Below are 15,606 nucleotides of genomic sequence, written 5' to 3'. Positions count from 1 at the left end.
GTCGGCAGTCGACGCATGAAAGAGGCCCGCGGGATCGCTCCCGCGGGCCTCCTTGTTTCTCGTCGATGGCCCGAAGGCCGCCGGACTCAGCCGTGGGCCAGGATGGCCAGCAGCAGCAGGGCGACGATGTTGGTGATCTTGATGGCGGGGTTCACGGCCGGGCCGGCCGTGTCCTTGTAGGGGTCGCCGACGGTGTCGCCGGTGACCGAAGCCTTGTGGGCGTCGGAGCCCTTGAGGTGGCGGACGCCGTCCTTGTCGACGAAGCCGTCCTCGAAGGACTTCTTGGCATTGTCCCAGGCGCCGCCGCCCGAGGTCATCGAGATGGCGACGAACAGGCCGTTGACGATGACGCCGAGCAGCATGGCGCCGAGGGCGGCGAAGCCGTGCGCCTTGGAACCGGACGCCCACAGCACGCCGTAATAGACCACGAAGGGCGCCAGCACCGGCAGCAGCGAGGGGATGATCATCTCGCGGATGGCGGCCTTGGTCAGCATGTCGACGGCACGGCCGTAGTCGGGCCGGTCGGTGCCCTTCATGATGCCGGGCTTCTCGCGGAACTGACGACGGACCTCCTCGACGACCGCGCCGGCCGCGCGGCCGACGGCGGTCATGGCGATGCCGCCGAAGAGATAGGGGATCAGGCCGCCGAAGATCAGGCCGGCGACGACATAGGGGTTGGACAGCGACAGGTCGATCGCGCCGATGCCCTTGAAGTAGGGCACGCCGCTGTCGACGAAGTGCTTGATGTCGTTGGTATAGGCGGCGAAGAGCACGAGCGCGCCGAGGCCGGCCGAGCCGATGGCGTAGCCCTTGGTGACCGCCTTGGTGGTGTTGCCGACCGCGTCGAGCGCATCGGTGGTGTGGCGCACTTCCTTCGGCAGGCCCGCCATCTCGGCGATGCCGCCGGCATTGTCGGTGACCGGGCCGAAGGCGTCGAGGGCGACGATCATGCCGGCGAGGCCGAGCATGGTGGTGACCGCGATCGCGGTGCCGAACAGGCCGGCGAGCTGGAAGGTGACGACGATGCCGGCGATGATGACCAGGGCCGGCAGCGCGGTCGATTCCAGCGAGACCGCGAGGCCCTGGATGACGTTGGTGCCGTGGCCGGTCACCGACGCCTGGGCGATCGAGACCACCGGACGCTTGCCGGTGCCGGTATAGTATTCGGTGATCCAGACGATCAGGCCGGTGACGACGAGGCCGACGAGACCGCAGAAGAAGAGATTGGTGCCGGTGATGTCGATCCCGGCGACCGTGCCGATCTTGCCCCAGCCGATGGTCATCGAGGTCGCGCCGGCGAGGCCGATCGCCGACAGGATCGAGGTCGCCCACAGGCCCTTGTAAAGGGCGCCCATGATCGAATTGTTGGCGCCGAGCTTGACGAAGAAGGTGCCGACGATCGAGGTCACGATGCAGACGCCGCAGATCATCAGCGGATAGAGCATCGCGGAGGCGAGGATCGGGGTGCCGACGAAGAAGATCGCGGCGAGCACCATGGTGGCGACGACGGTCACCGCATAGGTCTCGAACAGGTCGGCGGCCATGCCGGCGCAGTCGCCGACATTGTCGCCGACATTGTCGGCGATGGTGGCCGGGTTGCGCGGATCGTCCTCGGGAATGCCGGCTTCGACCTTGCCGACGAGGTCGGCACCGACGTCGGCGCCCTTGGTGAAGATGCCGCCGCCGAGACGGGCGAAGATCGAGATCAGCGAGGCGCCGAAGCCGAGCGCCACCAGGGCGTCGATGACGACACGGTCGCTCGGTGCGTGGCCGAGCCCGCTCGTCAGAATGGCGTAGTAGACGGTGACGCCGAGAAGCGCGAGGCCGGCGACCAGAAGGCCGGTCACGGCACCCGACTTGAAGGCGATGTCGAGGCCGGCGGCGAGCGACTGCGTCGCGGCCTGGGCGGTGCGGACGTTGGCGCGGACGGAGACGTTCATGCCGATGAAGCCGGCGAGGCCGGACAGAATCGCGCCGATGGCGAAGCCGATGGCGACCGGCAGGCCGAGCAGGTAGCCGATGACCACGAAGATCACCACGCCGACGGCGCCGATCGTGATGTACTGCCGCTTCAGGTAGGCCTGCGCGCCTTCAGCGATCGCTCCGGCGATCTCCTGCATGCGCGCCGATCCGGCGTCGGAGGCGATCACCGATTTGATCGCCCAGACGCCATAGGCGATCGAGAGCAGGCCGCAGAGTATGACAAGTAGAATTGACATGACGCCTCCAGTAGGACCACCGCGGGGCGACGATCTGCGCGATCGCCCGGGGCACGCGGCAACGGTTCCGATTCCTCGCTCGGATGTCGTTCTTCGTTCTTGCTGTCAGAGGAAGGGCGCCCCACCGCCGCCCCCCAAAAAAGCGCCCTACGGTAGCTTCGCGCCACGGCGCGTCAAGGTGTCGTATGGCCTGAAAAATATGCGCGAAAATCGCTACGCACGGTCCCGGATGGCGGCGGTCCGCAACACGGGAGAAGGGGCGAAAACGGGCATGGCGTCGCGGGTTGGGCGGCGAGGCCTCCGGGCCCGGCCGGCATGCGGCGGGCGGCGTCACTGCGCGAGGCGGCCGATTTCAACGGACCGGGCTACCCGGCCGCTTCCCAGAGGGCGGCCCGGGCGGCGCGTGATTCGGACCGGCGGCCGCGCGATCGGCCGTGGCCGGCATCGCGGACCGTCGGCGCCGGACTGTCCGTCTCCCCTGTCCGGCGTGCCTGTCACGGTGACAGGTGCACACAGGCGCACCGATGGCATCATCGCGAGAGCGCCGAAGCCACCGGATATCTGATCAAGAACGCTATCGTCACGCCGGCGGGCGCAGCAACTTCGAGCAGACCTCTTCGCCCTGCGGGCCGGCATTCTCCATCACGGTGCCGAATTCGATCAGCCCCCGGCCCGAAACCTTGATGTTGACGACGCAGGAGGTGCGCGACGAGGTGTCGATCTGCGACAGCAGGCCGGACGCCTTCTGGAAGCCGAACAGCTTGGCGGCCTGGCCGAGATCGACGCCGGCCTGCTCCTTCTTGAAGGTGAAGACCATCATGCGCGCGCCGCCGCTCAGCGGCTGGATGCTGGTCGGCGCGCCCCAGAACACGATCAGATCGTCGCCCTTGCGCCCCTTCCATGCGGCGAGAGCGCGTTCTGCCGGCCCGAGCGCGACGGTGCTGACCGCCGGGGCCGGCTTCGGCGCAGGGTTGACCGGCTTCGGCGCGGCAAGCCCGGTTGCGGCCGGCTTGGGCGGCGGTGGCGGCGCGACCTGCGAATCCGGCTTCAGGCCGGACTGGGCTGCAGCGAACGTGGGCACCAAGGCAAGACCGAGAACCGCGAGAAGGCTCGAACCGAGACGGCGAGGCATGGACGTCATGATTGCGTCTCCAAAGGATACACGCAATCCAGAATAGGCTGTCGTATCGGCAGGTCAATCAAATCATGTAGCAACAATTATATACAACTAGAAGTGTCTATACCCTTCCGCCCCGATGGAGATCGGGCGATCGTCCAGGCCGACGATCGTGACGGTCTCTGCCTCCTGCACGGCTCCGCACGCGCCCGCGTCCTGCGATCCGGTGGGCGGCGTCCCGACGTTCCCGATCGCCGTTACGGCCACCGCGCCTGCGGCCGCCGCATGTTCGAAGGCGGTCGCGGCCTCGGGCGGGACGGCCGCCAGGATCTCGTAGTCGTCGCCGCCGGCCAGGATGCTGCGGAGCAGTTCGGGAGCGCGATTAAGCGCGCGGCGCGCAGCCGGCGACAGCGGAACCGCCTCGGCGTCGATCCGGATCGAAACGCCGGAGCTGCGGCCCATGCGGCCGGCATCGATGACGAGACCGTCGGAGAGGTCCATCGCACCGCCGGCATGGGCGAGGATGGCCGGCGCCAGCGCCACCCGCGGCTCGGGCAGAAGGTAGCGGGCGAGGAGATGGTCGCGCTCGTCCGCCGTCAGCCCCCAGGCGGCGGCGCGATCGGGATCGAGCCGGAGCATCAGGCCGAGCGCTGCATCGCCGAGCGTTCCGGAGACGTAGAGCCGGTCGCCGGGCCGGGCGCCGCCGCGCCGGACCATCCGGCCCTGCGGCACGGCGCCGATCGCCGTGATCGAGATCACCAGCCCGTCGGGCGACCGGATGGTATCCCCGCCCCACAGCGCGACGCCGAAGCGGGCCTGGTCGGCGCCGAGGCCGGCCGCGAAGGCCTCCATCTGCTCGACCCGCCAGTCGGACGGCAGCGCCAGCGACAGGAGATAGCCGAGCGGCCGCGCGCCCTTGGCGGCGAGGTCGGAGAGATTGACGCGCAACGCCTTGGCGGCGACCGCGTCCCAGGGATCGTCGGCAAAGAAATGGATGCCGGCGGCGACCGCATCGGTCTTCAGGACCAGATCGGCGCCCGGCGGCGGCGTCAGGCTGGCGCAGTCGTCACCGAGCCGGAAGCTCGCCGGATCGGTCGCGAGCGGCCGGAACCAGCGGGCGATCAACGCGTCCTCGGACGGGCGCACCGGTTCGGCCATGTCCCCTCCCCGGGCTGACGCCGCGCTCCGCGTCAGGCGAACTCGGCCGGACGCAGGTCGCGCGCGAGCTTGTCGAGCACGCCGTTGACGAGGCGCGGCTCGTCCTCGACGAAGAAGGCCTTGGCCACGTCGAGATATTCGGAAATGATCACCTTGGCGGGCACGTCCTTGCGGGCGATCAGTTCGAAGGTGCCGGCGCGCAGGATGGCGCGCAGCGTCACGTCGATGCGCTTCAGCGGCCACCCCTCGACCAGCGCCTTGTGGACGAGCGGGTCGATGTCGCGCTGCACCCGGACGACCCCGGTGACGATGTCGCGGAAATAGGCCGGATCGGCCTCGCGGAAGGTCAGCCCGTCGATTTCCTTGCCGAGCCGGAACGCCTCGAACTCGGCGAGCACATCCCCCAGTTCGACCCCGGCGATGTCCATCTGGTAGAGCGCCTGCACGGCGGCGAGCCGGGCCGCACCGCGCTTGTTGGCCGGGCGGACGGGCGCCTGCGCGTCCTTGTCTGCGTTCACAGTCCGAATCTCCGTTTGAGCGCGATCATCGCCAGACAGGCCGTGGCGGCGCCGCCGCCCTTGTCCAGCCGATCCGCCTTGGCCCGTTCCCAGGCCTGCGCTTCGTTTTCAACCGTCAGAATGCCGTTGCCGAGAGCGATCGACCGCGCCGTGGTCAGGTCCATCAGGGCGCGGGCCGATTCGTTCGACACGATCTCGTAGTGGGTGGTCTCGCCGCGGATGACCGTGCCGAGCGCGACGAAGCCGTCGAACGGCCCCGTGTCCGGCGCGGTCGCCCCGCGCGCCGCCGCCTCGACGGCATAGGCGATCACGGCGGGGATCTCCAGCGCGCCCGGGACCGTGATGGTCTCATGGGCGACGCCGGCAGCGTCGAGCGCGGCGCGCGCGCCTTCCAGGAGGGCGTCGGCGAGATCGTCGTAGAAGCGCGCCTCCACGATCAGGACGCGGGCGCCCTTCACGGCGGCCGGATCATAGGCGGCGGTATGACTCTTGGTGCTCATCGGCGATCCTTCGGACGGCGGCGGAACGGCGTCAAGCCCGCGCCGCGACCGTGGGGAAAGAAGTGCGGGCGGTGGCCGCATCGGCCTCGGCGAGCCGGGCGACGTAGCGGGCCATCAGATCGACCTCGATATTGACGTGGTCGCCGGCCTGGCGGGTACCCCAGGTGGTGACCGCGATGGTGTGGGGGATCAGCATGACGGAGAAGCGGTCGCCCTCGACCGCGTTGACGGTGAGCGAGGTGCCGTCGAGCGCGACCGAGCCCTTGCGGGCGACGAAGCGGGCGAGTTCGGCCGGCACCTTGAAGGTGAACACGGCCATGTCGCCCTCCGCCTGCCGCTCGACGATCTCGGCCAGGCCGTCGACATGGCCGGTGACCATGTGGCCGCCCATCTCCTGGCCGAGCGTCAGCGAGCGTTCGAGATTGATCCGGGTGCCGACCGTCCAGTCGGCCATGGTGGTGACCGCCAGGGTCTCGGACGAAGCGTCGACATCGAACCAAGCCCCTGCCCCGTCGCGGCCCCGTTCGACCACGGTCAGGCAGATGCCCGAACAGGCGATCGAGGCGCCGAGATCGATGCCGTCCGGCGCATAGCCGGTGCCGATGCGCAACCGCACGCCGGCCTCGAGCGGATCGCGCTGCCGGACGGTGCCGATATCGGTGACGATGCCGGTGAACATGGCTTCTCCTTCAGCGGCCGAGGCGGCGATAGGTGACGAGGCGATCCTCGCCGATGCGGCGTCGATCGATCGGCTGATAGCGGCCGTCGCGGCCGGATTCGACCCCGTCCAGGGAAGCCGGCGCGGCGACGCCGCCCGCCCCGATCACCGCGCGCGAGCGGAACAGCGCGACCTCGTCGACGAGATCGGCGCTCAGCAAGGCCTCGGCCAGATCCGAACCGCCTTCGACCAGCACGGACGGGATGCCCTTCCAGGACAGGCTGGTCAGTCCCTTGACGAGATCGACATGCCCGTCGGGCGCCATCGGCACCATGACGATGTCGACGCCGGCCGCACGCAGCGCCTCGATGCGGCTGCGCGGCGCCTTCTCGGTGGTCAGCAGATGCACCGGCACCCGGCCGGCGGATCGAACCAGCCGGCTGTCGAGCGGCAGCCGCGCATGGCTGTCGACCACGATCCGGGCCGGCGAGGCGCCCTCCATGCCGGGCAGCCGGACGGTCAGATCCGGATCGTCGACCAGCGCGGTGCCGATCCCGACCATGACGGCATCGACCTCCGAGCGCAGCACCTGCGCATAGGCGCGCGACGCGTCGCCCGATACCGGCACCTTGGCGACCCCGCGCCGGCCGATCATGCCGTCGGCGGAAACCGCGAGCTTGAGGATCATGCGCGGCCGGCCGCGCCGCATGCGCGTGAAATGATTGGCGAGGCCGCGCTCGGCCTCGGCCGCGCCGACGCCGACCACCACCTCGACCCCGGCGGCACGCAACATGGCATGGCCACGGCCGGCGACCCGGCTGTCGGGATCCTCCTGGGCGGTAACCACGCGGGCGATGCCGGCCTCCAGGATCGCCTCGGCGCAGCCCGGGGTCGGCTTGCCGTGCTGCGAACAGGGTTCGAGCGTGACGTAGAGGGTGGCGCCGCGCGCCCGTTCGCCGGCCTCTGCCAGCGCGATCCGTTCGGCATGCGGCCGCCCACCATGGGCGGTGGTGCCGCGGCCGACCACCTCCGGCCCATCCGGCCCGGTGCGCACCACCACGGCGCCGACCGAGGGGTTCGGTCGGGTCAGCCCGAGATGGCGACGCCCCATGCGCACGGCGGCATCCATGAAGCGGCGGTCGAGGTCTGAGACCCGTCCCGCGGACATGTGGTCGGTCTGGCTCAATCCGGCACCGGTGGCGCGCTCGACGGCGTGAACCCGACCGGACCGATCACTTGTCGCGATCGGTCTCGTCCTGGCTCAGCTCGCCGAGTACGGTTTCGAAATCCTTGGCCTCGCGGAAGTCCCTGTAGACCGAGGCGAAGCGGACATAAGCGACGTCATCCAGGCTTTTCAAGCCTTCCATGAGCAACTCTCCGATCTGCTGGGAGGGTATCTCGGGTTCGCCGAGGCTCTCCAGCTGACGGACGATGCCGTTGACCATGCGTTCGATCCGCTCCGGATCGACCGGCCGCTTGCGCAGCGCGACCTGCACCGAGCGCATCAGCTTGTCGCGATCGAAGGGAACGCGGCGGCCGGACTTCTTGACGATGATCAGTTCGCGCAGTTGCACCCGCTCGAAGGTGGTGAAGCGGCCGCCGCAGGACGAGCAGACCCGCCGGCGCCGGATCGCAGCCCCGTCCTCGGTCGGGCGCGAGTCCTTCACCTGGGTATCCTCGCCTCCGCAATAGGGGCAGCGCATCGCTCGGCTCCGGTTCGATTCGGGTGTCGTCCCGGCGCGAGGTGTACGCGGATTCGCGGGGCAGCGGAAATCCCGCACCGGACGAGGCTCATTTCCGGACGAAGGTCACCAGGCGGGTGGTCGTGCCGACATTGTTGGTGGTGTTGGTGAAGGTCAGCGTCGCCTTGTAGGTGCCGTTGTTGAGCTTCGCGGCGACGGCCTCGTTGACCGAGATCGTGATCGCGGCTGCCGGGTCGGTCGCGGTGCCGGCGGTCGCGCTGACCTTCAGCCATTTCGGGATTCCGGCGCCGCCGGCCGTGATCGTGTAGCCGACATCGCCGTTGGCCCCGAGCACCGTGTAGCTCTTCGCCGTCATCGAATAGTCGGCGCTGGTCAGGCGGGTGACGGTCCATCCGTCGGTCGGCGAGACGACCAGCGTGGCCGGATCGGTGACGGGCGGAATGGTCGCCGCCGGGGAGACCGTGGTCAGGATGGTCTTCGCGGAATCGATCCGGATGCGCGGCGCGGTGACGCCCGATGCGGTGATGGCGCGGCCGGAATTCTCCAGCGCGGCTTCGATGGCATCGACCGTGGCGCCCGGCACGGCGCTGCGCAAGGCCGCGAAGGCGCCGGCGACATGCGGCGCGGCCATCGAGGTGCCCGACGCCTTGCCGTATCCGGAGAGGATCGAGGACTGGATGTCGACCCCGGTCGCATAGAGATCGACCATGTCGCCGACATTGCTGAAGCTCGCCAGCCCGTCCTTCTTGGTCGTGGCGCCGACGGTGATCGCGGTCGAAATGCAACCCGGCGCGCTGACGCCGGTTGTGAAGCCGTTGTTGCCGGCCGCGATCACGGTCGCGATGCCGTTGGCGCGGAGCGTATCGATCGCCGTCTTCACGGCGGGCAGATCGCTGTCGCAATTCGCATGTGCGACGCTGTCGCCGATGCTCATGTTGACGGCGGCGATCTTCACCGTGTCGTAGCCGTCGCGCACGTTGTTGACCCAGTCGAGGGCGGCGACGATGTCGCTGAACCAGGCGCCGAGCGAATTGCCGGACCGGCTGAAGACCTGGACCGGGACCAGCCGGGCGAAATGGGCGACGCCGTCGCGCGAGCCGGTCTTGCCGCCGAGCCCGACCGCAATGCCGGAGACGTGGGTGCCGTGGAAGCAGGCCGAACTGACCGAAGCCGCGCAGGTCTCCGCCGCGCCGATCCCGGTCTGCGTGTACTGGCCATTGGGGCACAGCGTGGTCGCCACGCCGCCGCCGCCGGAGAAGCAGGCCTGGTCGATGATCTTCGGGGCGAAGAACGGATGGCTGGTCTTCACCCCGGTGTCGAGAACGGCGACAGCCTGGTTGGAGCCCGTCGCGCCGAGCGTCCAGGCCGCGCGCGCGCCGGTCAGCTGGGTCGAGGTGTCGAGCAGCGGCTGGACGGCCTCGTCCGGCTGGATGGCCGCGACGGTCGCGTCGGCCGCGAGGCGTTCGAGTTCGGCCGGGTTGGCTTCGAGCGCGACCAGCGGCAGCGTCGCGTAGCGGCGCACCTTTCGGGTCGGTTCGTCGGCGCTGCGCAGACCGAGGATTCCGGCAAGCACGCGGTTCTGGCCGTCCGCGATGCGGGTCTTGCGATCGCGCCGGTCGGCCGCGTCGGGGGCAGGATCGGTCAGAACGACGATGTAGCGCAGGCGTGTCGCGGGCGCGGCCGCGTCGAGCGAGAAGGTGCCGATGCCCTTGCCGAACTTCGCCTTCAGCCGGGCCGACGGCTGATGGGCTTCGGCGGCAACCGATCCGGCCAGGACGAGCCCGCAGACGGCAAGGATGCGCAATAGAGGCCCGGACTGCATGGCTGGCTCCAACACGGTCGACACGACATATGGCAAACGTAAGCGGCAGCCGTTAACCGTCGGTTTGCCGTCGACGATAGTCATGTCGCGACCGGGCCGCGAAATGTTAGTTTGAGGCGAAAGGGTTCGGCGCCGGCCGGGTGCGAATCGGATGGCGCGGGCGGATCGACCGCGATCGACCGTGGCATCCGACGGATGGTTCCGCGGGATCGGATGCGGGCCAGGCTCGGCGCCCCGGCCCGATGACCTCCGACGCTCAGCGGCGGACGGCAAGATGGGGATGACGGAGGCGCATGGCCGAGATCGGGCTGAGATTGATCGGTGTGTTCTATCTGGCGGCGGCCCTCTATGTCGGACGGACCCTGATCAACGGCCGCATCCTGACGGCGATGCTCGAAGCCCTCGCCCAGGGACCTGCGGCCCGGGCAACACGGTGGCGCGACCATTGGCTCGCCGCCGGAACCATCCCGGTCGGGCTCGGCGGCATGATGCTCGCCGTTCTCTCCTGGCTGGCGCTGCCGCTGTTTCTGATCGGTCTCGCCCAGCAGGTGCTCTATCTGGGTCTCGTCGCGCCGCGCTGGCTCGACCCGCATGACGAGCCCGCACCGGCCGAACGGGCGGCCACGCGCAATGCCGCCGTCGTCTATTCGGTCGCGACCGCCCTGGTGGCCATGGCCGCCGCGGATGGCCGGCTCCTGCCCCTCGGCGCCTTCGATCCCGGGCTCGTCGCCGCGATCGCGACGCTCGCCGCCGCCCTGGTCGCGGGGTTCGCGTTCCTCTATCTGCGCGCAGGCCGACTGACCGGCGACGGCGGCGCCGACGACGACATCGAGCTGCCGGATGAGCCGGCCGGGTCCGCACGGGTCTATGCGCCGTCCGCGCCGGACATGCCGCCCTCCTATAGCGTGATGGCGGATTTCGGCTGCCATCCGGTCTGGTCGATTCGCCCGCCTGACTACGGCTCCGTCGACCCCGCCGATCTCGATATCTCGCGGCAGTTGGAGGCCGATCTCGCCCGCTGGGCGGACGAGTTCGAGCAGTCGCTCGATCCGGACATCCCCGACGAATCGCGCTGGACGGCCGAGGCCCATGCCGAGCACGAGGCGCGGGGGCGGGATCTTGCCGAGCGCCTCGCCGCCGAGTTCGCCGCCTCGGGTCGCGCCGGCTGGCAGGTCTTCGCCTTCTCGACCACCGCCGGCCATGTCCGGGTCGCGCCCTCGGGCGAGGCCCGGCCCCACGACACCCTGCCGTAAAGGGCATCGGGCGCGACCGGCATCGCCTCCGACCGGCCCCTTCCCAGACCCCAAAATGGAAACGGGGGCCGCAAGGCCCCCGTCCCGAAACGTCACATCGGCGTTTCGATCAGCGATAGATCGGGAAACGACGGCAGAGCGCGGTCGCCTGCTCCTTGACGCGGTTCTCGATCTGCGCGTCGCCGGCCTCGCCGTTCTTCTGCAGGCCGTCGATGACCGCGGCGATCATCTTGCCGACCTCGCGGAACTCGGCCGGGCCGAAGCCGCGGGTGGTGCCGGCCGGGGTGCCGAGACGCACGCCGGAGGTGACCATCGGCTTGGCCGGATCGAACGGAATGCCGTTCTTGTTGCAGGTGATGTGGGCGCGCTTCAGAGCCTTCTCGGTGACGTTGCCGAAGGTGTTCTTCGGCCTGAGGTCGACCAGCATCAGATGCGTGTCGGTGCCGCCGGAGACGAGCGCGAGGCCCTCCTCGACCAGGCTCGCCGCGAGCGCCTTGGCGTTCTCGACCACCTGGCCCGCATAGGCCTTGAATTCCGGACGCAGCGCCTCGCCGAAGGCGACCGCCTTGGCGGCGATGACATGCATCAGCGGACCGCCCTGCAGGCCCGGGAAGACGGCCGAGTTGAACTTCTTGCCGAGTTCCGCGTCGCGGCTGAGGATCATGCCGCCGCGCGGACCGCGCAGGGTCTTGTGCGTGGTGGTGGTCACCACATGGGCGTGGTCGAGCGGGTTGGGATGCACGCCGCCGGCGACGAGACCGGCGAAATGGGCCATGTCGACCATCAAGATCGCGCCGACTTCATCGGCGATCTCGCGGAAGGTCTTGAAGTCGATGATGCGCGGATAGCCCGAGCCGCCGGCAATGATCAGCTTCGGCCGATGGGTCCGGGCGAGATCGCGGACCTCGTCCATGTCGATGCGCTGGTCGTCCTGGCGGACCTTGTAGCCGATCGGCTTGAACCACTTGCCCGACTGGTTGACCGGCGAGCCGTGCGTCAGGTGACCGCCGCAGGCGAGATCCAAGCCCATATAGGTGTCGCCGGGCTGCAGCAGGGCGAAGAACACCGCCTGGTTGGCATTGGCGCCCGAATGCGGCTGCACGTTGGCATATTCGGCGCCGAAGATCTTCTTGGCGCGGTCGATCGCCAGCTGCTCGGCCACGTCGACGAACTCGCAGCCGCCGTAGTAGCGCTTGCCCGGATAGCCCTCGGCATATTTGTTGGTCATGACCGAACCCTGGGCCTCGAGCACCGCCTTGGAGACGATGTTCTCGGAGGCGATCAGTTCGATCTCGTCGGCCTGGCGGCCGAGCTCGTCCTGGATCGACTGGAAGATTTCGGGATCGGAAGTGGCCAGGCTCTCCGTGAAGAATCCCGGGTAGAGCGGCTTCGTCTGGGCAACGTCGGACATCGACATGGGGGCCTCTCGGAGCGTGTCCCTTTGTTCCGGCGCCGGGCTTTCCTGACGCCGAGCGCGCGACAGCCGGGGCTGCGGCGCTGCGTTCTCATCCGGCGATGCGGCGGCCGGAGCCGTGCCTCGCCTGCGGATCGATCGCGCCGATGGCCGGACGGAATCCCGTCCGAACCGGCCCTGAACGCGCCGCGATGGATCTCCGGCTAACCTACCGGAGCAGGCCCGGAATCCCATCCGCCGCGTCGTGCGGCGCTTGGACGCTCCGACCGCACCGGGACTTATCGGGCTATGACGGCAGCGAATAGCACGCCGGTTTTCCAGGCGGAAGCGGCGCCGTCGCGATTCCCGCGGCCATCTGCCCTCATTTGCGTCACGGGTCTTTTTCCAAACGCTTCATCAATTTGCGCAAAGCCACCCGCTCGAGGTCATGGCGCGGCACGCCGACCGCCCCGACGATCGAGACCTCGACCCCGCTCGCCGCGTCGATGGCGGCCACGCGCACCTGAGCGCCGATCACGGTGAACTCGAAATAGACGGTGTTGCGGCCGCCACCCCTGTCGGTCATCCGTGCAACCTCGCCGTGCGGCAGCGGTCCAAAAGCAAAGAGCCGGCCCGCGTCGCCGCGGCCGGCCCTTCGGCATCTCGTCGGGACCCGTGCCCGTTACTGCATGATGCCCGGCACATAGGCGAGTTCGCCGATGCCGTCGCGGGCATAGATGTCGTCGCGGAAATGCACGACGCCCTCGCGGGTCGCCCAGGCGGTGACGTAGTTGGTGTAGACCTGCACGGCGCCCTTGACCTTGGCGTCGATGCGCTGGCCGGTGCGGATCGCGTCGTCGATCTGCTGCGGCCCCCAGTTCGGCGTGTCGCGCAGGATCCAGGCGACCAGTTCGCGGACGTTCTGGATGCGCATGCAGCCGGACGAGTAGAACCGGTTGTTGTCGCCGAACAGATCCTTGAAGGGCGTGTCGTGCATGTACACGTCATGGCTGTTCGGGAAGGAGATCTTCACCGTCGCCATGGCGTTGATGTCGCCCGGATCCTGGCGGAAGGCCAGGTTGGCGGCCTGATCGGTATCCCAGTTGATCGCTTCCGGCGGAATCTCGCGACCCTTGTTGTCGTAGATGCGGATCCGGTTCTTGGTCAGATACTCGGGATCGGCGCGCATCTTCGGGATCAGATCCTTGCGGATGATCGACACCGGGACGTGCCAGAACGGATTGAAGTTGATCTCGCTGACCTTCGAGGTCAGCACCGGGGTCTGACGATCGACCTTACCGACGACCGCATTGTGGCGGGCGACGACGCGGCCGCTCTCGACGGCTTCCAGTTCGGCCGCCGGGATGTTCACGAAGATGAAGCGGTCGCCGAGATTGCCCGACATCGAGCGGACGCGCACCAGATTGGTCTCGAGCTGGCGCAGGCGGATGTCGGCCGGCACGTTCATCACGTCGAAGACCGGCTTGTCGACCAAGCCGTTCGGCTTCAGGCCGTGGCGGACCTGGAAGCGGCGCACGGCGGCGTCGACGTAGGAATCGAAGGTGTCGCCGTAGCCGAACTGGCTCGGGGCCAGATCGCCGGTCACCGCGAGGCGCTGGCGCAGCACCATGACGGCTTCCGACCGGGTACCGATGCGCAGGCGCTGCTGGTCCGGAACGCGCGGCCAGCCGCCATTGCCGGCGATCGCCTGATACTGCGGCAGCGCGGCCTCGATATTGGCGGCCGTCTCCGGCGACAGGAGCGGAACGTCGGATTTCAGCTGCGCCACCGGCGTGGAGGCGCCGGCGTCGAACTTGTCCTGCCATTCGCGCACGGTCTGGGCGCGCATCAGCACGTCGATCGGCGACTCGCCGGCGCTCTCGGCGAGCGCGGGCACGGCACGCAGACCGGCAAGAGCGGCGATGCCGGTCAGCAGGCCGCGTCGGGTGAGCCGCAATCCGTGATCGGGCTTCGGACGTACAAGCACTTCGAACGCTCCATCGGGTTCAGCCAAATCGGCCGGTCGCCATCGGTCGTCATACGACATCAGGATACGGACAAAGATCCGTTAATCGGGCCTTTCCGCCTATGACAGCAAACCAACGGAAAAGCGAGGGCGAGGATGCATCACGGCCAAGCGTTCGGATGGGACTCCGTGCTGATCGCGACGCTGCTCCTCGGCCTCGTGATTTTCAGTGTTTTGTGGCTGATTCATGGTCCCCGGCGCGATGCCGGCATCGTCGACTGGTGGTGGGCGGGCGGCTTTGCGGCGACGGCCTGGCTGGAATGGGTCGCGAGCGGGCGCGCCGGCGGCCTACAATTGTTCGTGACCGTCGCCGTCACCATCTGGGCGGTCCGGCTGACCGTCCATCTGGTGGTCCGTCATCGCCGGCGCGGCGGGATCGAGGATCCGCGCTATGCAGCCATGCGCGCCCGGGGCGGGCCGAACTGGCCGCGCACGAATCTGATCACCGTCTTCTGGCTGCAGGCGGTCGTGCAATGGGCGCTCGCCGCGCCGATCCATGCCGCGCTGTTGCACCCGGAGCCGGACCCTCTGTCGCCGGCCGCGCTATGGCTGGCCTCGGCGGGCTGCGCCCTGTTCGTCATCGGCTTCGTGATCGAATGGGTCGCCGATGCGCAGTTGAGCGCCGACAAGGCGGACCCGGCACGACGCAGCCGGCTGGTCACCACGGGGCTCTGGGCCTGGAGCCGGCATCCGAACTATTTCGGCGAGGCGGTGCTGTGGTGGGGGCTCGGCCTGGTCGGAGCGGCGGCCTCGGGGCTCTGGTGGGTGCTCGTGGCGCCGGCCGCCCTGACGGTGCTGCTCTTGAAGGTGTCGGGCATCCCGCCGCTCGAGGCCGTCCTGGCCACCCGTCCCGGCTGGACCGACTACGCGGCCCGCACCAGCGCCTTCCTGCCGCGCCCGCCACGCCCGGTGAGACCCGGTTGAGCCCGGCTCGTGCGGACCGGGAACGCCCCGGCCGACAGGGTTGCGACGAAAAAACGGCTCCGCGCGGGGGGCCGCGCGAAGCCAGTCTGGGTGCCTCGGACATGTCGGGTCGATCGACCCGATCAACGGCGCGGGGGTGTGCACCGTAGCGTCATCCGGCAAGCCGGACGGCGCCTCCTCGGTGCAGGGACAACGCCACAAGGACGCTCGGGTTCCGGATCAAGTCGGCTGTTGCCGACTTTGGAGTCCTCCGGAGGGAGCGCTTCCGCTCAGAGCCGGTGGAGAATCCGGTCGGTCCAGAAGCGCGGCCCAAGT

General features: G+C 69.0%; 14 protein-coding genes. 2 read left to right on the top strand and 12 right to left on the bottom strand.

Features of this window, described 5'->3' with window-relative positions; all coding sequences use genetic code 11:
- Positions 1–86: 86 nt before the first annotated feature.
- The 9 genes from ABB55_RS24265 to ABB55_RS24225 all read right to left on the bottom strand — a co-directional run bounded on the left by ABB55_RS24265 (position 87) and on the right by ABB55_RS24225 (position 9,695).
- Complete coding sequence (locus tag ABB55_RS24265; protein WP_054361123.1) at positions 87–2,219, bottom strand: sodium-translocating pyrophosphatase; 2,133 nt, start codon at positions 2,217–2,219, stop codon at positions 87–89.
- Between the two features lie 580 nt (positions 2,220–2,799).
- On the bottom strand, positions 2,800–3,360 hold the full coding sequence (locus ABB55_RS24260) for a hypothetical protein (RefSeq protein ID WP_054361122.1): 561 nt from the start codon (positions 3,358–3,360) through the stop codon (positions 2,800–2,802).
- 87 nt (positions 3,361–3,447) lie between these two features.
- Complete coding sequence (thiL, locus tag ABB55_RS24255; RefSeq protein WP_054361121.1) at positions 3,448–4,494, bottom strand: thiamine-phosphate kinase; 1,047 nt, start codon at positions 4,492–4,494, stop codon at positions 3,448–3,450.
- Between the two features lie 32 nt (positions 4,495–4,526).
- Positions 4,527–5,021 (bottom strand): transcription antitermination factor NusB, encoded by a 495-nt coding sequence (gene nusB / locus ABB55_RS24250; RefSeq protein ID WP_054361120.1) that lies wholly within the window; start codon positions 5,019–5,021, stop codon positions 4,527–4,529.
- Entirely contained in the window at positions 5,009–5,512 is a 504-nt protein-coding gene (gene ribH / locus ABB55_RS24245) for a 6,7-dimethyl-8-ribityllumazine synthase (RefSeq protein ID WP_054361119.1), read from the bottom strand. The genes nusB and ribH overlap by 13 nt, the downstream gene beginning before the upstream one ends.
- A 31-nt stretch (positions 5,513–5,543) precedes the next feature.
- Positions 5,544–6,191 carry a riboflavin synthase gene (locus tag ABB55_RS24240; protein WP_054361118.1) on the bottom strand — a complete coding sequence of 216 codons (648 nt, stop codon included), beginning with the start codon at positions 6,189–6,191 and terminating at the stop codon, positions 5,544–5,546.
- A gap of 10 nt (positions 6,192–6,201) precedes the next feature.
- Positions 6,202–7,338, bottom strand: a complete 1,137-nt coding sequence (gene ribD / locus ABB55_RS24235; protein ID WP_054361117.1) for a bifunctional diaminohydroxyphosphoribosylaminopyrimidine deaminase/5-amino-6-(5-phosphoribosylamino)uracil reductase RibD — start codon at positions 7,336–7,338, stop codon at positions 6,202–6,204.
- Positions 7,339–7,402: 64 nt separating this feature from the next.
- Positions 7,403–7,873 carry a transcriptional regulator NrdR gene (gene nrdR / locus ABB55_RS24230; protein ID WP_054361116.1) on the bottom strand — a complete coding sequence of 157 codons (471 nt, stop codon included), beginning with the start codon at positions 7,871–7,873 and terminating at the stop codon, positions 7,403–7,405.
- 88 nt (positions 7,874–7,961) lie between these two features.
- Entirely contained in the window at positions 7,962–9,695 is a 1,734-nt protein-coding gene (locus ABB55_RS24225; protein ID WP_160321311.1) for a S8 family peptidase, read from the bottom strand.
- A gap of 293 nt (positions 9,696–9,988) precedes the next feature.
- On the opposite strand from ABB55_RS24225, the gene ABB55_RS24220 reads away from it, so the two are divergent.
- The gene (locus tag ABB55_RS24220; protein ID WP_054361114.1) at positions 9,989–10,948 is read left to right on the top strand and encodes a hypothetical protein; all 960 of its coding nucleotides are present in this window, start codon (positions 9,989–9,991) and stop codon (positions 10,946–10,948) included.
- Between the two features lie 109 nt (positions 10,949–11,057).
- Here ABB55_RS24220 and glyA read toward each other — a convergent pair whose 3' ends face one another.
- The 3 genes from glyA to ABB55_RS24205 form a co-directional block, all read right to left on the bottom strand.
- Positions 11,058–12,359: a serine hydroxymethyltransferase gene (gene glyA, locus ABB55_RS24215; protein ID WP_244472200.1), complete on the bottom strand. Its 1,302-nt coding sequence runs from the start codon at positions 12,357–12,359 to the stop codon at positions 11,058–11,060.
- Between the two features lie 373 nt (positions 12,360–12,732).
- Positions 12,733–12,927, bottom strand: coding sequence for a DUF6898 family protein (locus tag ABB55_RS24210; RefSeq protein WP_054361112.1), 195 nt, complete (start codon positions 12,925–12,927; stop codon positions 12,733–12,735).
- A 96-nt stretch (positions 12,928–13,023) separates the two neighbouring features.
- Entirely contained in the window at positions 13,024–14,328 is a 1,305-nt protein-coding gene (locus ABB55_RS24205; protein ID WP_244472113.1) for a L,D-transpeptidase family protein, read from the bottom strand.
- A 168-nt stretch (positions 14,329–14,496) separates the two neighbouring features.
- On the opposite strand from ABB55_RS24205, the gene ABB55_RS24200 reads away from it, so the two are divergent.
- Positions 14,497–15,291, top strand: coding sequence for a DUF1295 domain-containing protein (locus tag ABB55_RS24200; RefSeq protein ID WP_160321310.1), 795 nt, complete (start codon positions 14,497–14,499; stop codon positions 15,289–15,291).
- Positions 15,292–15,606: the final 315 nt, after the last annotated feature.

Source organism: Prosthecodimorpha hirschii, from assembly GCF_001305515.1.
GTDB classification, from domain to species: Bacteria; Pseudomonadota; Alphaproteobacteria; order Rhizobiales; family Ancalomicrobiaceae; genus Prosthecodimorpha; species Prosthecodimorpha hirschii.
The sequence above is the reverse complement of the archived record's forward strand: the minus strand, read 5'-3'. Positions and strand labels throughout refer to the sequence as shown.